Annotated in this window: 22 protein-coding genes; all 22 read left to right on the top strand. The window is 38.3% G+C overall.

Features of this window, described 5'->3' with window-relative positions:
* Positions 1-16: 16 nt before the first annotated feature.
* The 22 genes from AC4BBR_RS10520 to AC4BBR_RS10415 all read left to right on the top strand — a co-directional run bounded on the left by AC4BBR_RS10520 (position 17) and on the right by AC4BBR_RS10415 (position 19819).
* Complete coding sequence (locus AC4BBR_RS10520; RefSeq protein WP_490459498.1) at positions 17-1021, top strand: DMT family transporter; 1005 nt, start codon at positions 17-19, stop codon at positions 1019-1021.
* A gap of 1 nt (position 1022) precedes the next feature.
* Positions 1023-1307, top strand: coding sequence for a hypothetical protein (locus AC4BBR_RS10515; protein WP_490459497.1), 285 nt, complete (start codon positions 1023-1025; stop codon positions 1305-1307).
* An 11-nt stretch (positions 1308-1318) separates the two neighbouring features.
* Positions 1319-1615, top strand: a complete 297-nt coding sequence (locus AC4BBR_RS10510; protein WP_348922604.1) for a BMC domain-containing protein — start codon at positions 1319-1321, stop codon at positions 1613-1615.
* 17 nt (positions 1616-1632) lie between these two features.
* Positions 1633-1953, top strand: coding sequence for a BMC domain-containing protein (locus tag AC4BBR_RS10505; RefSeq protein ID WP_490459496.1), 321 nt, complete (start codon positions 1633-1635; stop codon positions 1951-1953).
* A gap of 3 nt (positions 1954-1956) precedes the next feature.
* Entirely contained in the window at positions 1957-3396 is a 1440-nt protein-coding gene (locus AC4BBR_RS10500; protein WP_490459495.1) for an aldehyde dehydrogenase family protein, read from the top strand.
* A gap of 24 nt (positions 3397-3420) precedes the next feature.
* A complete protein-coding gene (gene cutC / locus AC4BBR_RS10495; protein ID WP_490459494.1) occupies positions 3421-5961 on the top strand; it encodes a choline trimethylamine-lyase in 2541 nt (846 codons plus the stop codon).
* 17 nt (positions 5962-5978) lie between these two features.
* Complete coding sequence (cutD, locus tag AC4BBR_RS10490) at positions 5979-6929, top strand: choline TMA-lyase-activating enzyme (protein WP_490459493.1); 951 nt, start codon at positions 5979-5981, stop codon at positions 6927-6929.
* Positions 6930-6945: 16 nt separating this feature from the next.
* Entirely contained in the window at positions 6946-7290 is a 345-nt protein-coding gene (locus AC4BBR_RS10485; RefSeq protein WP_490459492.1) for a BMC domain-containing protein, read from the top strand.
* Complete coding sequence (locus AC4BBR_RS10480; protein WP_490459491.1) at positions 7287-7718, top strand: EutP/PduV family microcompartment system protein; 432 nt, start codon at positions 7287-7289, stop codon at positions 7716-7718. Before AC4BBR_RS10485 ends, AC4BBR_RS10480 begins: the two co-directional genes overlap by 4 nt.
* 14 nt (positions 7719-7732) lie before the next feature.
* Positions 7733-8875, top strand: coding sequence for a 1-propanol dehydrogenase PduQ (locus tag AC4BBR_RS10475; protein WP_490459490.1), 1143 nt, complete (start codon positions 7733-7735; stop codon positions 8873-8875).
* Positions 8875-9432: a hypothetical protein gene (locus AC4BBR_RS10470; protein WP_490459489.1), complete on the top strand. Its 558-nt coding sequence runs from the start codon at positions 8875-8877 to the stop codon at positions 9430-9432. Before AC4BBR_RS10475 ends, AC4BBR_RS10470 begins: the two co-directional genes overlap by 1 nt.
* Positions 9404-10243, top strand: coding sequence for an ethanolamine utilization protein EutJ (eutJ, locus tag AC4BBR_RS10465; RefSeq protein ID WP_490459488.1), 840 nt, complete (start codon positions 9404-9406; stop codon positions 10241-10243). The genes AC4BBR_RS10470 and eutJ overlap by 29 nt, the downstream gene beginning before the upstream one ends.
* Before the next feature lie 473 nt (positions 10244-10716).
* Positions 10717-11010 carry a BMC domain-containing protein gene (locus tag AC4BBR_RS10460; protein ID WP_348922624.1) on the top strand — a complete coding sequence of 98 codons (294 nt, stop codon included), beginning with the start codon at positions 10717-10719 and terminating at the stop codon, positions 11008-11010.
* The gene (locus AC4BBR_RS10455; protein ID WP_490459487.1) at positions 11004-11267 is read left to right on the top strand and encodes a EutN/CcmL family microcompartment protein; all 264 of its coding nucleotides are present in this window, start codon (positions 11004-11006) and stop codon (positions 11265-11267) included. Before AC4BBR_RS10460 ends, AC4BBR_RS10455 begins: the two co-directional genes overlap by 7 nt.
* A gap of 14 nt (positions 11268-11281) precedes the next feature.
* Positions 11282-11890 (top strand): hypothetical protein, encoded by a 609-nt coding sequence (locus tag AC4BBR_RS10450; protein ID WP_490459486.1) that lies wholly within the window; start codon positions 11282-11284, stop codon positions 11888-11890.
* Positions 11891-11893: 3 nt separating this feature from the next.
* Positions 11894-12412, top strand: a complete 519-nt coding sequence (locus AC4BBR_RS10445; protein ID WP_490459485.1) for a BMC domain-containing protein — start codon at positions 11894-11896, stop codon at positions 12410-12412.
* A 10-nt stretch (positions 12413-12422) separates the two neighbouring features.
* Positions 12423-13946: an acetaldehyde dehydrogenase (acetylating) gene (locus AC4BBR_RS10440; RefSeq protein ID WP_490459484.1), complete on the top strand. Its 1524-nt coding sequence runs from the start codon at positions 12423-12425 to the stop codon at positions 13944-13946.
* A 17-nt stretch (positions 13947-13963) separates the two neighbouring features.
* Positions 13964-14626, top strand: coding sequence for a phosphate propanoyltransferase (locus AC4BBR_RS10435; RefSeq protein ID WP_490459483.1), 663 nt, complete (start codon positions 13964-13966; stop codon positions 14624-14626).
* Positions 14627-14646: 20 nt separating this feature from the next.
* Positions 14647-14928: an ethanolamine utilization microcompartment protein EutM gene (eutM, locus tag AC4BBR_RS10430; RefSeq protein WP_348922635.1), complete on the top strand. Its 282-nt coding sequence runs from the start codon at positions 14647-14649 to the stop codon at positions 14926-14928.
* Between the two features lie 212 nt (positions 14929-15140).
* A complete protein-coding gene (gene nox / locus AC4BBR_RS10425; protein WP_490459482.1) occupies positions 15141-16472 on the top strand; it encodes a H2O-forming NADH oxidase in 1332 nt (443 codons plus the stop codon).
* A gap of 519 nt (positions 16473-16991) precedes the next feature.
* A complete protein-coding gene (locus tag AC4BBR_RS10420) occupies positions 16992-17438 on the top strand; it encodes a MarR family winged helix-turn-helix transcriptional regulator (RefSeq protein WP_490459481.1) in 447 nt (148 codons plus the stop codon).
* Positions 17438-19819, top strand: coding sequence for an ABC transporter ATP-binding protein (locus AC4BBR_RS10415; protein WP_490459480.1), 2382 nt, complete (start codon positions 17438-17440; stop codon positions 19817-19819). The genes AC4BBR_RS10420 and AC4BBR_RS10415 overlap by 1 nt, the downstream gene beginning before the upstream one ends.
* Positions 19820-19828 lie beyond the last annotated feature (9 nt).

The raw sequence follows: 19828 nt of genomic DNA, 5'->3' as shown, positions 1-19828 counted from the left end.
TTGAGGAGAAATAGACATGGAAAGTGGAAAAAATATTTCTTGTACTAACGCAGACGTTAAAATGGAGCAAGCAAAAAAAGGTTTTCAGGTGAAAGGAATTAGCAATGGAGTCATTTCAGGGATTACGTACGGGATATATTCAACTCTTGTTGTAGTAGCAAGTGGATATGATCCATTGGTCAGTGCCGCAGGTTTTTTAGCAGCTCCGTTTGTTTGTTCAGGTTTAAATGATTTTTTTGCGGGTATTTTACTTTTATTCTATAACGCAAAGCAAGGAAGATTAAAAGAATTAATGAGAACGTTACACACCAAACCGGGTAAGTTGTTGGTACTTGGGTTTCTCTTAGGTGGACCGATCGCTAATGGAGCATATCTTGTTGGATTGGCGATGGCGGGTGCTTATGCGATTCCTATTTCAGCAACCTGTAGTTTGTTTGGTGCATTATTTTCTTGGATATTCTTAAAGCAAAAACCGACTACTCGCATTGTATTAGGAATGATCGTCGTTGTTGCTGGAGCAATCACGATCAATATGGTGAAGCCAGAAGGTGCCCCTAACTTTACGTTGGGCATCATCTGTGCCTTGATTGCCGCAATTGCTTGGGGCTTAGAAGGTGTATTTTCAAGTTTTGGTGGTGCAATGATCGATACAGATGTTGCTGTAAACTTACGTCAGTTAATTTCTGGTCTAGTGGTTCTTATCATTGTCGTTCCAGCTGTGGGTGCCTTTAATTTATTATTTGGTACATTGGCAGCAGTCACACCTGTTTTATGGTTAATCTTATCTGGATTAAGCGCAGCGGTTTCATTTTTAACATGGTATAAAGCCAATGCGATGGTAGGAACTGCGATTGGAATGTCTTTAAATGTAACGTATGCGTTTTGGGGTGTTTTATTTAGTGTTCTATTCTTAGGTCAAACATTAACACCAACAATGGTGATGGGATCAGTGATTATTGTGATCGGTGCGATTCTAGTTACGATGAATCCGCTAGATTTCTTCAAAAAGGGGGAAGAGTAAGATGCTTTTGCCTAGTCGAACAGCTGTGTTAAATCAAATGTATGACCAAAGAGAAATAGATGTTGCTCAAATCATGGAAGAGTTGAAACCACAATATGGGCAAGAAAAACAGTTTAATGAAAAAATGTATTTGGAACACATGATGGCGTTAGAAGCCAACGGATTAGTCGAGTTAGCGACGTATGATTTGGATAAGAACGATCATTTAGTGATTTATTACAAAATTACCGATGAAGGTAGAGCGACTGTCGATAAATATGTTGACAGAAAATATCGTTTGGCGTAAGGAGGAACTACATGAGATATCGTGGGGAAGAAGCTTTAGGGTTAGTAGAAACGACAGGATTAGTACCAGCGCTAAAGGCGGCTGATGAAATGTTGAAAGCGGCTAATGTTGAATTGATTTCTTATGAAAATATTGGGTCTACTTTAGTAACGATCATGATCAAAGGAGATATCGCAGCGGTTGAAGCATCTGTTGCAGCTGGTGCTAAAGCGGCATCTGAAATCGGCAACTTAACAGCACACAATGTAATGCCTCGGCCAATTTCATACGTTGGTGATATTGTTTCTGTTCATGACATTGATCGGTAGTGCAAGGAGGAAAATGAGTGAAAACATATGAAGCAATTGGTGCAATTGAAACATTTGGTCTGGTTTTTGTTTTAGAAGCTTGTGATGCAATGTGCAAAGCAGCCAATGTTGAGTTGGTTGGGTATGAAAATGTTGCCTCAGGCTATATTTCTGTGATCGTACAAGGAGATGTTGCTGCATGTCAATCAGCGGTTGAAGCAGGTATTACGGCAGTTGAAAATTTAGGTGCAACTGTCTATAGTTCAGTCGTAATTGCAAGTCCGCATGCGGATTTAAATAAAATGATCAATCGATATCGGTTAAGTGATCTTTTACCTGTTGAGGAGGGAGATGCATAATAGATGCAACAAGTAGATGAAGACTTATTATCTATCCAAGAGGCACGGATTCTAGTTGAAACTGCGCGAGATGCGCAGCAACTAGTGAAAGAGTATGAACAGAAGAATCTGGATGCAATAGTGGAAAAACTATTGGAAGAGATCAAACCAGAGATTAACAGATTTATCGCAACTGAAGTGGAAGAAACCAACCTAGGGTGTAGTAACGATAAAAAAGTGCTGATCGATCAGTTCTTGGAAGCGTTATCTGGAGAGCTAAATCAACAGCAATGTGTGGGCAATCTTGTAGAAGATTCAGCGGGGAATATTTTACAAGTAGGCGTTCCATTAGGCGTTATCCCAATCCTATTACCACCAGAAAACACGACGTTGAATATTCTATACAGTCTGACAATTGGCATAAAATCTGGGAATGCAATGATACTCATTCCAGATCCACAAGCAAAAAAAACAACACAGATGATTTTTCAAAAAATGAAAGAAATTTGTGAAGCAAATGGATTGCCTAAAGGATGTTTAGGATGTGTCAGTTCTCTAACAGATACAGGTGTAAAAGAGATGTTAAGTAGTCAAGATATTTCAATGATTTTAGCTATTGGTAATCAAAACTATAGCAACGCAGCCAATTACCAACGGCCGATCATATATGGCGGATCAGGCGCCACACCTGTTTTTATTGAACGATCAGCTAATATCAAACAAGCAGTGGAGGCAATCGTGACGAGTCGAGCGTATGATTGCGGATTATTACCAGCTACAGAGCAGTATTTAATCGCAGAAGGAGTGATTGCTTCTGAGGTTAGAGGACTATTGCAGACCAATGGCGCGCACTTCTTATCAAAAGAAGAAGAATCCAAATTATTAGCACTCTTACAACCAAAGAACAATCGAATCAATCCAATGTGTGTTGGAAAAGATGCCTTATGGTTAGCGCAAAAAGCGCAAATAAGTGTAGCACCAACAACAAAAGTATTGGTTTCAGAACAACATTACATGCATGACGAAGATCCTTTTGCCAATGAAATGAAGTGCCCTGTTTTAGCATTCTATTTAGAACCAGATTGGATGCATGCATGCGAAAAATCGATTCGTTTATTAAAAGAAAAAAATAACGGCCATACCTTAGCGATACATTGCAAAAATAAATCAGTCCTAAAAGAGTTTGCTTTGAAGAAACCAGTAGGACGTATGGTTGTCAATGCACCTGCAAGCACAGCGAGTTTAGGTCTAGGGTCGACATTACCAGTATCTGTAATTTTAGGTGGTTATACAACTGGAAGAGGTATCAGTGCAAAAAATATTACGGCAAAAGATTTGACGTATGTTCGTGAAATCAGCTACCCAGTAGAATCGCTAGCAAGTACAAATGTAATAGATGAAGCTCAGAGTATTGTTGATACAGAAGTTTTAGAAAAGATTTTAAAAAAAATAATGGAAAAATAAATTGGTGTAAAGTGAGGGAATAAAATGGACATTAAAGAATTTTCGGTAAAATTAGCCGAAGCAACAAAAGAGTTGAGTTCAGAAGAACGGAATGCTTTGATGAAGATGTTTGCGACTGTTGCAGATGATGTGACAAAGACTGGTTCAACGAGTGGCGGATTTTCTTCAAACAATGAAACGACTGTTCCTAATGGGATCACCAGTAGATTAGACGCCTTAAAAATAAACTATTTAAAGCAAAAACCTACAATTACAACGCATCGAGCGAGAGTGATCACAGAACTTGCAAAAGAAAATCCAGGAATGCCTAAAAATGTTTTAAGAGCAAAATCATTTAAACGTTGCTGTGAAACAGCACCATTAGTGATTCAAGAGAATGAGTTGATCGTAGGAGCGCCAAATGGGGCACCACGTGCTGGGGCTTTTTCTCCAGATATTGCTTGGCGTTGGATGGAAGAAGAGCTTGATACGATTTCAAGTCGTCCGCAAGATCCATTCTTTATTTCTGATGAAGATAAAAAAATCATGCGAGAAGAGCTATTTCCATTTTGGAAAGGCAGATCTATTGATGAATATTGTGAAGATCAATTCCGTGAAGCAGGCGTTTGGGAATTATCTGGCGAGTCTTTTGTATCAGATTGTTCTTACCATCAGTTAAATGGCGGTGGAGACTCTAATCCAGGTTATGATGTTATTTTAATGAAAAAAGGCATGTTGGATATTCAAAGTGAAGCAAAAGAACACCTGGAAAAATTAGACTATCAAAATCCAGATGATATCCAAAAAATCTACTTTTATAAATCCTTGATCGATACAACTGAAGGAGTCATGATTTATGCTCGCCGCCTGTCTGAATATGCAGCGCAGTTAGCACAACAAGAATCAAATCCGAAACGTAAAGCAGAATTACAAAAAATTTCTGAAATTAATGCAAAAGTACCAGCACACAAGCCCGATACATTCTGGGAAGCCATTCAAGCAGTATGGACAATTGAATCATTACTTGTTGTAGAAGAAAACCAAACAGGAATGTCGATTGGACGTGTGGATCAGTACATGTATCCTTTCTTCAAAAATGATTTAACTACAGGTAACATGACTGAATTTGAAGCGTTTGAATTAGCGGGTTGTATGCTGATTAAAATGTCTGAAATGATGTGGATCACTAGCGAAGGCGGCTCTAAATTCTTTGCTGGATATCAACCGTTCGTAAATATGTGTGTAGGTGGGGTGACACGTGAAGGTCACGATGCAACCAATGAATTAACGTATCTATTAATGGATGCGGTTCGTCATGTGAAAGTCTATCAACCATCATTGGCTTGTCGTATTCATAATCGCTCACCTCGTGAATATTTGAAAAAAATAGTAGAGGTTGTTCGTGCAGGAATTGGTTTCCCAGCTTGTCACTTTGATGATACACATATCAAAATGATGCTTGCTAAAGGGGTGTCGATCGAAGATGCTCGTGATTATTGTTTGATGGGTTGTGTTGAACCGCAAAAATCAGGCCGTTTATATCAATGGACATCAACAGCATATACGCAATGGCCGATTTGTATCGAACTTGTCTTAAATCGAGGAGTACCACTTTGGTATGGCAAAGAAGTTTGTCCAGATATGGGAGATATTTCTCAATTTAAAACATATGAGCAATTTGAAGAAGCAGTGAAAGAACAAATCAAATATATTACAAAATGGTCATCTGTTGCAACGGTCATTACGCAACGAGTTCATCGTGATTTAGCACCGAAGCCATTAATGTCATTAATGTACGAAGGCTGTATGGAAAGTGGTAAGGATGTGTCAAGCGGTGGCGCAATGTATAACTTTGGACCTGGGGTTGTTTGGTCAGGTTTAGCTACCTATGCAGACTCGATGGCAGCAATCAAAAAACTCGTTTTCGATGATAAAAAATATACCTTAGAAGAATTAAATCGTGCATTAAAAGCAGATTTTGTCGGTTATGAACAAGTACGTACTGATTGTTTAAATGCACCTAAGTACGGAAATGACGACGACTATGCTGATTTAATTGCAGCAGAATTGATCCATTTTACAGAGGCCGAACACCGTCAATATAAAACCCTTTATTCTGAACTTTGTCATGGAACACTATCAATTTCAAACAACACGCCACTTGGTCAAATGACAGGAGCTTCAGCAAACGGACGTAAAGCGTGGATTCCATTGTCTGACGGAATCAGTCCGTCTCAAGGAGCCGACTTTAAAGGTCCGACTGCTATTGTGAAATCAATTTCTAAGATGGCAAACGATACAATGAATATGGGAATGGTGCATAACTTTAAGATCATGTCAGGATTATTAGATACACCTGAAGGCGAAGAAAGTTTGATTACTTTATTAAAAACTGCAAGTATTTTAGGAAACGGCGAGATGCAGTTTAACTATCTAGATAATGAGACATTGTTGGAAGCACAAAGACATCCAGAACAATATCGTGATTTAATTGTTCGGGTAGCAGGTTACAGTGCCTTCTTCGTTGAATTATGTCAGGATGTTCAAGATGAAATCATCAGCCGAACAATGTTAACGAAGTTTTAATAGCAGGAGATGAAAAAATGACGACTCAAAACACAACGACGATTGAACGGCAAGCGATGATCTTTAATGTGCAGAAATATAGTTTATATGATGGTCCAGGGATTCGTACGATCGTCTTTTTCAAAGGCTGTCCCTTAAGATGTCAATGGTGTGCTAACCCTGAAGGGCTTGAACGGAAATTTCAAGTAATGTATAAAGAAAGCGTCTGTAGTGATTGTCGAGCGTGTGTGGAAGTCTGTCCGATGGGTATTCATTACATGGATGAAAATGATCATCATCAAGTACGACGCGACATTGCCTGTAACGGCTGTCGCGCTTGCGTTGATGTCTGTCCAATGGCTGCTTTAAATATCACGGGCGAAATCAAAACTATTTCTGAATTGATGGAAGTCATTCATGAAGATGATGCGTTCTATGAACAATCAGGTGGCGGTGTCACACTTAGTGGTGGCGAATGTACCGCTCAGCCTGAAGCAGCGTTAGCGTTATTACAGGCGTGTCGTGCTGATGGAATCAATACTGCTGTTGAAACGTGTGGACATTCACGAATGGATCGATTAATGAAGATGGCAGAATACATCAACTTATTTTTGTTTGATTTAAAGCATATGAACCCGATTAGACACAATGAATTGACAGGTATTAGTAATGAAAAGATTTTAGGAAATCTTCAAGAGGTTTTAAACGCTGGCTATCAAGTTCAGATTCGGATGCCAATGTTGAAAATGATCAACGATAGTCGTGATGAAATTCAACAAATCATTGATTTTTTACTTCCATACAAAGACTATCCGAATTTTCTAGGGATTGATTTGTTGCCTTATCATAAGTTAGGCGTAAATAAATATGGACAATTGGGAATGGACTACCCAGTAGCAGGTGATCCTTCACTTTCAGAAGCAGATTTAGACCGTATTGAAGGCTGGATCAAAGAATATGAGTTTCCTGTTCGGGTTGTTCGTCATTAGAAAGGATGTACCGCCGATGGAAGAAGAAGCGCCTAGACGAGTTATTGAAGAATCCGTTCCCGGAAAACAAGTGACCTTGGCTCATGTCATTGCCTCGCCAATTCCAGAGGTTTACGAATCATTAGGAATCGAGGCGACTGGAGCAATAGGAATCTTAACGATTTCACCTGTTGAAGCGGCTATTATTGCGGCAGATGTAGCGGGAAAAAGTGCCGGCGTTGAGGTCGACTTTTTAGATCGTTTTACAGGATCTGTTTTGATCAGTGGGGATGTTCAGAGTGTAGAGGTAGCGTTGAAAGCTGTCGTAACAATTTTACAAGAAAAGTTGAACTATGACATTGTTCCAGTGAGCAAAACATGAAGAAGCGTATTTTGATCATTGGACCCAATCAGCAACAGAATCAGATGATCGCACAAGCGATAGAACAGTCAAGCCAACCAATTCGTAAAGTTGCTAGTATCTTATTTACCGATGAAACGATTGTTGTTCCAAGTTCCTACTTAGAAAGTCCTTGGATGCACAAACATATTATTTCATTGCAGCAAAAAGCGAGTAAAGTTCTTTTTTTGATTCCCATTCCTAGTAGGAAAAGAAGCTATCCACCTAAGTTTGCACAAGTATTTCGAGTCCCTGTGATAGGCGTTGCACTTTACGAAACAAAAGAAAATAAGGAAATCGAAAAACAAACGATTAAAAAAATCATGGAAGAAATTGGCTGTACAAAACAACCGTTTTTCCTCCATTTTATAAAAGAAGAAATTCAATTATTTGCTGAAGAAATTAGATGAAAGGAGGAACAGGAGTGTTAAAGCAATTTAAAATGGCAACAAAAATCGTGACTGGTATTGAGGCATTATCAACGATCAACTCTCTTTCTTTAAAAAGTGCTTTGATCGTGTGTGATCCATTTATGGAGAAAAATGGAACGGCTGATAGAATCAAACAGATATTAGAAGAAAATAACGTTTGCTGTAGTATTTTTTCTGAAATTATTCCTGATCCAACGATTGATGTTGTTACAAAAGGTTTAATGGCTACAATCAAGCAAAAACCAGATGGTTTGATTGCTTTAGGTGGCGGTTCGGCAATGGATGCAGCTAAGGTTATTCGTCATATTTATACAATGGCAGAAAAGAGTAGCTCAGTTCAACTGATTTGTATACCGACAACGAGTGGAACAGGTAGTGAAGTGACTTCCTTTGCAGTAATTTCAGATCCCATAAATCAAAGTAAATATGCTTTAGTAGATGATCGAATGGTTCCGGATTTAGCAATTTTAGACCCAGAGTTGACAGTCAGTGTACCAAAAAGTGTTACAGCAGATACAGGAATCGATGTATTTACACATTGTCTGGAAGCATTAGCTTCAACAGAGGCGACTGATTTTACAGATGCCGCTAGTGAAAAAGCAATGAAGATTATTTGGAATGACTTAGTAGCGGTTGTGAACAATGGTGACGACTTGGCACTACGAGAAAGAGTTCATAATGCTTCTTGTTTGGCTGGAATTGCTTTTAGTGAAGCTTCATTGGGAATTTGTCATAGTTTGGCTCATGCTTTAGGCGGAAAATTCCATATTCCTCATGGTAGAGCAAACGCACTTTTATTGCCACATGTTATTTCTTACAATGCTGGTTTGGAGCTTGATAAAGAAATCCCAAGTTTAGCAATCTATCAACGAATCGCAAACATTTTAGGCTTTCAAGCGGGGACACCTAAAGCCACAGTCTATGCTCTGATCAATGGGCTAAACCGACATTTGAAACAACTAACGATTTCAAGTCTAATCACAGATTATGACATTGATTCAGATGGATTTTTAGCTGCAATCCCAGATATGGCAATGAAAGCGATGGAAGATAAATGTACAATAACAAATCCTAGAAAACCAACCCTTCAAGAGTTAGAACAACTATACAAGAGGTTATTAAGAGGTGGTTGTTAATGCATTTTGTGACAGAAAGTGAGCTCAGAACGGATTTTCGGAAAGAGGCATTTACACAATTTTGTCTAACGAATCAGCTGCGTTTAACGCCGGGAGCGAAACAGTTTCTTTTGGATAAAAAAATTCAAATTATATCCGAAGCAGAATTAAAAAAAAATGCAGGAACTCAACCGTTCACTTCGTTAAAGGGGTATAAAGAAATAGTATCCTCAGCACTTTTAGAATCAGCACTCTTAGCTATGAACCTGCAATTGAGTATAAGTCAGCAACTTATTGATTTAGAAAAAACACTAGTTCAAGCATTGGCGCAAGAACCATTTGAGGAAGAAACTTCTTTAGGTGAAGCAGAAGAATTCAATTTAGATGCTGTTCATATTTTTAGTGAACAAGGATTGTTACTGATCAAACTAAAAAAAGTTTATGGCGTTATCCATTTAATTCAAACTGAATATCCTCAATATAATCAGGTACTGAAGGAAGCTAGTCAGAAAATAACTGAGCTAAAAAAACAGCTAATAGGAGAAACGAATGAAAAGAAACGCAATGGAAGCGTGTAATCAATTTGTTGCAGATTTTGAAAAAGTGATAAAAAAGCCAGTAAAACATCGTTCAAAAACCTATTATACAGGCGTTGACTTAGGTACAGCTTGTGTTGTATTAGCTGTGTTAGATGAAGAGTATAAGCCAGTGGCAGGTGCATATCGCTATGCTGATGTTGTTCGTGATGGCATGATCGTTGATTATATTGGTGCAGTTGAGCTTGTAAGAGAATTAAAAGCAGAATTGGAACAAAAATTAGAGGTAGAACTAGTTTATGCTGCAGCCTCCTTGCCGCCTGGAACAGACGAATTGGACGGCGGAGCAATCAAAAATGTTGTACAAAGCGCAGGGTTTGAGTTGACAAATTTATTAGATGAACCAACAGCTGCGAATCAATTATTGAAGATAACAGATGGAGCTGTGGTAGATATTGGTGGAGGAACGACAGGTATTTCAATCGTTGAAAACGGTCAAGTCGTTAAAGTAGCCGATGAAGCAACAGGTGGTACGCATTTATCATTAGTCATTGCAGGTGCCTATAAGTTCGCCTTTGAAGCAGCTGAAAAATATAAACGAAATCAGAAAAATCATGATGAACTTTTGCATGTTTTAAAACCAGTGGTTGAAAAGATATCTTCAATTGTCGTTCAGCAAACGCTAGGTTATAACGTTGAAGGCATTTATTTAGTTGGTGGTACAGCTTGCCTGAAGAACATCGAAACGATTATTGAAAAAACAACAGGGATACCCACTTACAAGCCAACAAATCCAATGTTTGTCACACCTTTGGGGATTGCCTTGAGTTGTACCAATCAAGTTTTAACATAGCCAGCCACACAAATCAATCCTTATGAAAATAGACAAATCATCAGTGAAACAAAGACCGTTTCAATGCCAATTTTACTGATTTTCTACAGGATTAAGCGATTTGTTTTGCTTAGAAACGCAGTGAATGAAATGAACTGATGTTGAAAAGTGCAAGGTGAAGCGAAGCGGAACGTTGTTATTGTATCTAGCTTTTCGGGCTAGCACTACGCTCTGCTCCGATCTCTAAACCCGAATAAACGGCGAGAAAAAGGCAGCTCCTTCGGAAATAAGCTGAAATTCACAAAAATTTGAAAAGCAATTTTCGTTAATTTCCTCTTATTTCTCGGAGCTAAACACTTTTGTCTTGGCCTCTTGAAGGTCTTCGGGAAAAAGATAAAAATGAAATAGGGCAAAAAGCACTATAGTCAATTTTTCCTGTTTTCTTATCAGAGCTGGGCAAGCTCGCTACGCTTTTAACATAAGGAGGAAGCATAATGGATTGTCGTATTATTAAGTCGCCAAGCGAAGGAACTTTAGCAATTTTGAATCGACGAAAAGGATCAAAAGATAATATAGGGGTACCAGATGCAGTTGGACTTGTTCAAGGAAAGCTGATAGAGATGGTTTGTGCAGCTGATATTGCTGAAAAAGCAGTCGGTGTAACAGTAGAAGATATTCGTGGAAGTTGTCCTCAAAATATGATCTTATTGGCTATCTTTGGGGATACTGCATCCGTTACATCAGCAATGGAAGAGATAAAAAAGAAGGAAAATGATCGCCTATGGTAACTGCAAAACTAATGGCTACGATTTGGGCAACTCGAAAATCAGAAAAACTGAACGGATTAAAATTAATGCTTGCAGAAATTTCTGGTGGTTCTAGAGATGGAGAACGAATGATTGTTTGTGATGTAATCGGTGCAGGGATTGGCGATCGGGTAATCATTGCGACAGGATCAGCAGCTAGACGTATGTTGGCAGATGATGATATCCCCGTAGATGCTGCAGTCATCGGAATCATTGATGAGAGTTGTGAATCTGTTTAAAAAGGGGGGATAAAATGAAAAAGTTGATTTGTGCAAAAGATATCGAGACCCTTCACAGCAACGGGAATCAAGTTGTTTTTATTGATGATCAAACGATTATCACACCTTCAGCGAAAGATTTAGCGGACGAATATCATATGAAGATAAAAAAAAGCTTGTCTGAAAAACAAAATAGTTTATCTAATGTACAGGGAATGTCCAAAGAAGATTTAGTAAACCTATTAAAAAAACTGTTAAATGAAGCGGGTCTAACAGGTTTTGAAGAGTCTCCTTTTGAATACCAAACGCATACCAGCGGTTTAAAAATTATTCGAGGATCTACCGTAAAGCTTTCCCCAATAAGTGATGAAAATGACCGAGTGCGGTATCAGGAAATAGTGACATCAGAAGAAAGTAGTATGAGCCTTGGTCTTTTGGAAATTGATAATAGTTCCTTCTATGAAGAAGACACAACAGAGTCGGTAAATCATGTGGTGAGTGGTGAATTAACATTGACTATAGATAACTCACTATTTACGGCTGCTAAAGGTGATATTATAGTTGTTCCAAATCATTCTGCTGTTCATTGGTCTACTTCAAGTAAAGTGACTATTTTATGTGGAAAATCAAAACAAGGGGGGTAGAAAATGAGGGAAGCAATTGGCATGATTGAAACAAAAGGCTTGTTAGCTTTAATCGAAGCGACGGATACAATGCTGAAATCATCTGAAGTTCATTGTTTAGGCAAAAAGCAAGTTGGCGGAGGTCTAAATACCGTAGTGGTTACAGGTGATGTAGCAGCCGTAGAAACAGCTGTACAGGCAGCAGTTGCAAGTATTCAATGCCTGGGTCCAGATCTTTTGACAGCATCTCACGTAATCCCACGTCCTAACATAGATGCGATAGCTTTTGTTGATAATGCTCAAAAAATAGAAGAAAAAGAAGACGTTGTTGAAGAAATGGTTGAAATAAAAGAAAATACTGAATTGATCGAGCTAGACCCTAGAGAAAAACTGCGTCAAGAACTTGAACAAATGAAAGTAACGGAATTAAGAAAACTAGCCAAAGAACAAGTGAATTTCAGCATTCCGCAAAAAAATCTCCACCGTACCAATAAAGACAAGTTGGTACAAGCACTGATTGACATTTTAATAATAAATGAATAGAGGAAAACTAATGGAAATGTTCGATAAAGACTTGCGTTCTGTCCAAGAAGCACGTGATTTAACACGCAAAGGGAAAATTGCAGCAGATCAAATTGCGACTTTTTCTGAAGAACAAATTGATAAAATTTTACAAAATATGAAAGAAGCTGCCAGTAAGTATGCCGTTGGTTTAGCAGAACGAGCGGTAGAAGAAACGGGCTTTGGGAAAGTAATGGATAAAACGTATAAAAATCATGCGGCTTCACGATTATTATACGAAGAAATCAAAGACGAAAAAACGATTGGGATCATCTCAGAAGATAGTAAAAAAGGAACTTTTGATGTGGCGGAACCAGTAGGATTAGTGTTAGGCATCATTCCTTCTACCAATCCAACTTCAACCGTTATTTTTAAAGCGATGATCGCATTAAAATCAAGAAATGCTATTGTTTTTTCACCTCATCCAACTGCAGTCAACTGTACAAAAAAAGCAGCTGATTTGTTAAATCGTGCTGCTATTGCAGCGGGAGCACCTGAAGGAATCATCAGTTGCTTGTCGATTCCGACGATGGCTGGAACCAATGAGTTACTGCATGCTAAAGAAGTGAGCTTGATCATTGCCACTGGTGGTCCTGGAATGGTAAAAGCAGCATATAGCTCTGGAAAACCAGCATTAGGTGTAGGAGCTGGGAATTCACCTGCCTATATTGAACGAACAGCAGATGTAAAAAGTGCAGTAGCGAAAATCATGGCATCCAAAACGTTTGATAATGGAACGATTTGTGCATCCGAACAATCAATCATTTGTGAAGAACTCAATAAAAATGAAGTGATTCAAGAGTTAAACGCACAAGGTGGTTATTTTATGACAGAAGCTGAGACTGAAAAAGTTTGCAAATTACTGTTTAAAAATGGCTATGCGATGAATGCTAAATTTGTGGGACGTAGTGCAATTGTGATTGCAGAAGCTGCTGGAATCACGGTTCCTGATGGGACGAAAGTTTTGATCGGTGCACAAGGCGGTGTAGGAGCAGGCTATCCATTATCGTTTGAAAAACTTACAACTGTTTTAGCTTTTTATGTGGTGAATAATTGGGAAGAAGCTTGTGATTTAAGTATCGCATTACTACAAAATGGTATTGGTCATACGATGAGTTTGCATACCAATGATCGTGATATCGTATTAAAATTTGCAGCGAAACCAGCCTCTCGTATTTTAGTAAATACAGGCGGTAGTCAAGGGGGAACTGGTATTAGTACAGGCTTGCCAATCTCATTCACTTTAGGATGTGGAACCTTTGGCGGTAGCTCAGTTTCAGAAAATGTTGGACCAAAACACCTATTGAATATCAAGAAAGTGGCGTATGGGCTAAAAGACGTCACGACATTAGTACAAGATGATCCAACATTTACCTATGAAAAAACTGAAACACAAGGCGCTTCAACCAATACAACACCAACATTGCGACCGGCTGATACAACTGCTATCAATGATACAGATGTAGAAACACTGGCAAATGTGGTTCGCCAAGTGTTAGCTAGTATGAATAACTGAAAAAGGGAGTGATGAAGTTGGATAATTATGAAGAGTTACTGGGTAAGCTACTAGAAAAACTGGCTGAAACAAATCAAACGAAAACAGCAGTAGCATCAGGTTCTAAACGGATACCAGTTGGCATTTCAAATCGTCATATTCACTTATCTCAACAGGATGTAGAGAAATTATTTGGTTATGGGTATCAATTAACAAAATTGAAAGATCTCTCCCAACCTGGGCAATTTGCCAGTAAGGAAACAGTGATGGTTTGCGGCCCTAAAGGAGCAATTGAAAAGGTTCGTATTTTAGGTCCTGTAAGAAAACAAACCCAGGTGGAAATTTTGCAAAGTGATTCCTTTAAATTAGGTGTCAAAGCTCCTTTACGCTTATCAGGAGATTTAGTAGGTTCAGGAAATGTAACCTTGATCGGTCCGAAAGGTTCTGCAGAAATCATTGAAGGCGTTGTTGTTGCAAAACGTCACATTCATATGTTGCCATATGAAGCGAGTCAATTTGGCGTTCACGATGGTGAAGCTGTGACAATCGAATTTTCTGGAGAACGAGGCGGTAGTTTAGCGAATGTTATTATTCGAGCGGTTGAAAATTCTGGCTTAGAATGTCACATTGATACCGAAGAAGCCAATGCTCTTGGGATAACACCCAATACTGAAATTGTGATCAAAAAAAATAATATATAGAATCTTAGGAGGAAATAATAATGAAATCAGATGCACTAGGAATGGTCGAAACAAAAGGATTAATCGGTTCAATCGAGGCAGCAGACGCAATGGTCAAAGCAGCCAATGTATCATTAGTAGGAAAAGAATTAGTTGGCGGTGGCATCGTGACAGTGATGGTACGTGGAGATGTTGGCGCTGTAAAAGCAGCGACTGATGCAGGAGCAGCAGCGGCTCAACGTGTAGGTGAACTATTATCTGTTCACGTAATTCCTCGTCCACACTCAGAAGTTGAAAATATCTTGCCTATCGCGCAAGCATAATAACGAATATTCTGAAAAGCGGTTGAGACAACAGTCGATTAGGTTCGAACAATTGCGTGAAAATCGAACAATACGTTTTTTGTATTGCTTGATTTTCACGAGATTACGAAAGAACCTGACTTTGGGCTACCATTTATTCAGTTTTAAAGTGCGAGACAAACCTGATTTAAGTTTTGTCCCACACTTTTTTTATTCAATATAAGGAGGACAAAATGAAAAGAACTATAATTATTGGCTCAAACCATGCAGGAATTGCGGCTGCGAATACATTATTAGAACATTACTCAGATCAAGAAGTGACAATGATCGATCAAAATTCGAACCTTAGTTATTTAGGGTGTGGAACAGCACTTTGGGTCGGCAGACAAATTGAATCATATGAACAATTGTTTTATACGACGAAAGAACAGTTTGAAGAAAAAGGTGCTAAAGTTTATTTGGAAACCGCTGTTGAAAGAATTGATTTTTATGCGAAAAAGGTCTTTTGTAAAGCAAGCAACGGTACACATTTTTGTAAAGAATACGATCAGTTAATTTTGGCAACAGGCTCCATTCCGATCACACCACAAATACCTGGTAATACATTAGAAAATATTCATTTTTTAAAGAAATTTCAGGATGGACAAGCGGTAGACCAGCTAGTGGGCTTACCTTCAATTAAAAAAATTGCGGTGATTGGCGCAGGTTATATTGGTGTTGAAATCGCGGAAGCAATCAAACGACGTGGAAAAGAAGTGTTACTGTTTGATGGCGCCCAACGTTCATTATCAAGCTATTATGATCCAGAATTTACAGATGAGATGGATCTTAATTTATCTGATAATGGTATTGAGTTACACTTTGATGAAATTGCTACTGCTTATAAAGGATCAAAAAAAGTCGAAGCAATCGTAACAAATAAAGGTGAATACACAGTGGATTTAGTCATTAACGCTATTGGTTTTTTGCCAAACAATGGACTAGGAAAGAATCATTTAGAGTTATTTGCAAATGGAGCGTATCTTGTTGATGAATATCAGCAGACAAGTGACCCTTCCGTGTATGCAGTAGGAGATTGTGCTACTCTATACTCCAATGCATTAGGGAAAACCACCTATATCGCGTTAGCTACAAATGCTGTAAGATCTGGTATTGTTGCTGGTCATAATGTCGGTGGAACAGCACTTGCCTCTACTGGTGTTCAAGGCTCAAATGGTATTTCTATTTTTGGCTTAAATATGGTTTCTACTGGACTTTCTGTAGAGGCTGTCCAAAAGCACCACATGGAAGTTTTGTATACAGATTATACTGATTTGCAAAAGCCAGCATTTATGACAGAAAATGCTTCCGTTGCGATCCGAATTGTTTATGAAAAAAGCACTCGTCGTATTGTTGGGGCACAGATGTCCTCTCGAGCAGATATCTCAATGGCTATTCATCTGTTTTCTCTTGCGATACAAAAAAGAATGACCATTGATGAACTAAAACTTTTAGATCTATTCTTTTTACCACATTTTAATCAACCCTATAACTATATAACCATGGCTGCTTTGAATGCAGAATAAGCTTAGATAATAAAACTAATTGAGCTATCTAGAAAAATACAGACACTCAGATAATGTTTACCAAGACATTATCTGAGTGTCTGTATTTTAATAGAAAATAATCAATTTTTTTAATTTGAAATACTTTTAAAATGGGTTCGCTATAAAGTGAATTCAGTCGTTAGAAGTAGCAAAAAATTAAAAGGTAGGAATATAGTGTAGAAAGTATAGTGCAAAATCGACTCATATCAGAAGCCTTCAAAAGCTGTTGCTTTAGTACTTAGAATTTCATGTAATCAAAGCAAAGTAGTTGCTTCTTCTCCCGACGTTTATTCGCAACCGCTCTTTAAAAAAAATGCTAAATCATTTGATTTTTAGAATATTTTTTAAGATTTTTAAATAAAATCGTATTCATTTATTTTTTTAATTCAATCCTATTGACATCGAAAGCTATTTGCGTTAATATCAAACAGCATTAGTTACTAACGCTATTAGCTATTAATGGTAAAAGTAATTATTTTGAAAAAAAGGAGGAGTCGTATGTCATACGCAGAAGAGGCCGAACAAGAGCTTATACGTCTAATGGTACAAAATCGACATAGTGCATTTAGTAGGCTAGAAAAGAGCAATCAAGGTGAAAGTATTGTTATCAAATTTCTTGCGCGTTATGGTGAGCCAACTAGTCCAAAGCATCTAGCTGAATCACTGAATCTATCTAGTGCGCGTATTGCAGTAGTCCTAGGCAGTTTGGAAAAAAAAGGTCAAATAGAACGTAAGATGGACCCTGATGATCGTCGCCGTATTCACGTTACTTTAACTGAGTCCGGTAAAAAAGTAGCTAAGCTTCAAAAGAAAGAAATGCGCGATAAGATCGTTCAAATTTTTAAACTAATGGGAGAAAAAGATACAAAACAGTTCATTAAGCTGACTGCAAAATTCGTAGACTACTCCCAACAAATTTCCCAGAAAGAGGAAGGTGACCAATAGTGAAGATTTTCAAATATCTTGGCAAATACTGGTATGCGGTCATCGCAGTTCTTGTGCTTTTAGTTGTACAGGCAAATAGTGATTTAAGCTTACCAAAGTTAACATCGGGTATCGTCGATGTCGGTATTCAACAAGGAGGGCTTGAATACTCCACACCTGAAAAAATCAGGAAAACATCTCTTCAAGGAATTGAAATGTTCATGACGGATGATGAAAAAGAAACAATTGAAGACAACTATAAACGAACAACTGAAAAAATCGACGGTAAAGAAATTGAAGTCTATAAATTAGACCTTCAAGATGGAATGACAGAAGCAAAGCTTTCAGGTATTTTTAATCTCCCAATGATGATGCTAGCTTCTTCTCAATCAAAGGATTCATCTAGTGGTAATGAAGCAAAAGCAATTATAGATGAGTATAAAGCGATTGGAAAAGAGGCTGCTAAAGCCCAAAAAATTGGTGAAGAAGCGACAACCTTAGGTGAAAAAGCTAAAGCTGCAGGTGAAGCGGCAGCTTTAGCAACAGATGTTGTTACTGCAACTGAAAAAGGCGCGGAAGCCCAAGAACTAGCCACTCAAGCGCAAGCAAAAGGTGCCGAAGCAAAAAAATTAGCTGATTCAATTAAAACCAGAACTGATGCTATGCCAGACAAAGTTATAGCGGCTCGTAAAGCTACTAAAAAAGAGCTAGGCGATTTAGGCGCAGATTCAATGAAAACAGTAGGGATCCAATTAACACTTGCTGAGTATAAAGCACTTGATATGAATACAAAACAGATCCAAACAGATTATATGGTCAAAACGGGAACGAAAATGGTTATGCTAACTATGATTTCAGCTGTAGCTGCAATCATAGTTGGATTGATCGCTTCTCTTGTGGCGGCTTCTGTCGGTCGAAATTTGCGTGTCGGTCAATATGAACGGACGTTACAATTTTCAAATACTGAAATGGAAAAGTTCTCTCCAGCGTCATTAATTACACGTAATACGAATGATATCCAGCAAATGCAAATGGGGATTGTCATGATCATGCGTATCGTTTTATATGCACCAATTCTTGGTATCGGCGGGATTTACAATGTACATCAAACAGGAACCGGTATGGGATGGATTGTTGGTGTAGCTGTTGGTGCTGTTCTAATTTTAGTATCAAGCTTGCTATTAACAACAATGCCTAAGTTTAAAGCTTTGCAAAACTTAGTGGATAGAGTGAACTTGGTTTCTCGTGAAATTATTACAGGCTTACCTGTTATTCGCGCATTTTCTCGTGAAAAATTTGAAGAAAAACGTTTTGATGTTGCGAATACTAATTTGATGAAAACGCAATTATTTGTTAACCGTGCGATGTCGATTATGATGCCAATTATGATGCTATTAATGAACGGTATTTCTGTTTTAATCGTTTGGGTAGGCGGACATAATATGAACAACGGTCAATTGCAAGTTGGAGATATGATGGCATTTATCACATACACAATGCAGATAGTCATGGCATTTATGATGTTATCAATGGTTTCAATTATTTTACCTCGTGCCAACGTTGCAGCTGGTCGGGTGGAAGAAGTTCTTGAAACTGAGCCGACGATCAAAGATCCAGAACATCCTAAAGATGATCACAACTTTAAAGGGGAAGTGAAATTTGAAGCAGTAGAATTCCGTTATGGAGATGCTGATGAAGATGTATTACATCACATCAACTTTATAGCAAAACCAGGGCAAACAACCGCTCTGATCGGTTCAACTGGTTCAGGTAAATCAACGATCGTTAACTTAATTCCGCGCTTGTTTGACGTAACTGGTGGACGAATTACGATCGATGGCATCGATATTCGTGAAATGAGCTTGCACAAATTACATGAAATCATTGGATTTGTACCCCAAAAAGGGATCTTGTTCTCAGGGGATATTGCCTCAAACATTAAGTTTGGTGATGCGAATATATCAGATGAACAAATGCGAAAAGCAGCTGAAATTGCGCAAGCTGAAGAATTCATCGATTCAAATGAAAAAGGCTATAATCGTGAAATTTCTCAAGGTGGAACGAATGTTTCTGGTGGACAAAAACAACGTCTATCCATTGCACGTGCCTTAGCGAAAAATCCTAAAATCTTGATCTTTGACGATTCATTCTCAGCACTAGATAATAAAACGGATGTGGCGTTACGAAAAGCCCTATCTGAAAATATCAAAGGGGCAACACAGATCATTGTTGCTCAAAAAATCTCTACAATCCTTCATGCTGATAACATTATCGTATTAAACGAAGGTCGTGTAGTAGATCATGGAACACATGAAGAATTAATGAAATCATCCACTGTCTATCAAGAAATTGCTCAATCACAATTGAGTAATGCTGAATTAGGCATAGAGGAAGCTGAGTAGGGAGGAGCA

The organism is Enterococcus sp. AMC1251 (assembly GCF_058216535.1).
Note: the sequence above shows the minus strand (reverse complement) of the source record. Positions and strands in the feature narration are given on the sequence as shown.

Coding starts and splice junctions, on each gene's coding strand:
- AC4BBR_RS10520 (WP_490459498.1), top strand. CDS start 17: ATGGAAAGTGGAAAAAATATTTCTTGTACTAACGCAGACGTTAAAATG.
- AC4BBR_RS10515 (WP_490459497.1), top strand. CDS start 1,023: ATGCTTTTGCCTAGTCGAACAGCTGTGTTAAATCAAATGTATGACCAA.
- AC4BBR_RS10510 (WP_348922604.1), top strand. CDS start 1,319: ATGAGATATCGTGGGGAAGAAGCTTTAGGGTTAGTAGAAACGACAGGA.
- AC4BBR_RS10500 (WP_490459495.1), top strand. CDS start 1,957: ATGCAACAAGTAGATGAAGACTTATTATCTATCCAAGAGGCACGGATT.
- cutC (WP_490459494.1), top strand. CDS start 3,421: ATGGACATTAAAGAATTTTCGGTAAAATTAGCCGAAGCAACAAAAGAG.
- cutD (WP_490459493.1), top strand. CDS start 5,979: ATGACGACTCAAAACACAACGACGATTGAACGGCAAGCGATGATCTTT.
- AC4BBR_RS10485 (WP_490459492.1), top strand. CDS start 6,946: ATGGAAGAAGAAGCGCCTAGACGAGTTATTGAAGAATCCGTTCCCGGA.
- AC4BBR_RS10480 (WP_490459491.1), top strand. CDS start 7,287: ATGAAGAAGCGTATTTTGATCATTGGACCCAATCAGCAACAGAATCAG.
- AC4BBR_RS10470 (WP_490459489.1), top strand. CDS start 8,875: ATGCATTTTGTGACAGAAAGTGAGCTCAGAACGGATTTTCGGAAAGAG.
- eutJ (WP_490459488.1), top strand. CDS start 9,404: ATGAAAAGAAACGCAATGGAAGCGTGTAATCAATTTGTTGCAGATTTT.
- AC4BBR_RS10460 (WP_348922624.1), top strand. CDS start 10,717: ATGGATTGTCGTATTATTAAGTCGCCAAGCGAAGGAACTTTAGCAATT.
- AC4BBR_RS10455 (WP_490459487.1), top strand. CDS start 11,004: ATGGTAACTGCAAAACTAATGGCTACGATTTGGGCAACTCGAAAATCA.
- AC4BBR_RS10450 (WP_490459486.1), top strand. CDS start 11,282: ATGAAAAAGTTGATTTGTGCAAAAGATATCGAGACCCTTCACAGCAAC.
- AC4BBR_RS10445 (WP_490459485.1), top strand. CDS start 11,894: ATGAGGGAAGCAATTGGCATGATTGAAACAAAAGGCTTGTTAGCTTTA.
- AC4BBR_RS10440 (WP_490459484.1), top strand. CDS start 12,423: ATGGAAATGTTCGATAAAGACTTGCGTTCTGTCCAAGAAGCACGTGAT.
- eutM (WP_348922635.1), top strand. CDS start 14,647: ATGAAATCAGATGCACTAGGAATGGTCGAAACAAAAGGATTAATCGGT.
- nox (WP_490459482.1), top strand. CDS start 15,141: ATGAAAAGAACTATAATTATTGGCTCAAACCATGCAGGAATTGCGGCT.
- AC4BBR_RS10420 (WP_490459481.1), top strand. CDS start 16,992: ATGTCATACGCAGAAGAGGCCGAACAAGAGCTTATACGTCTAATGGTA.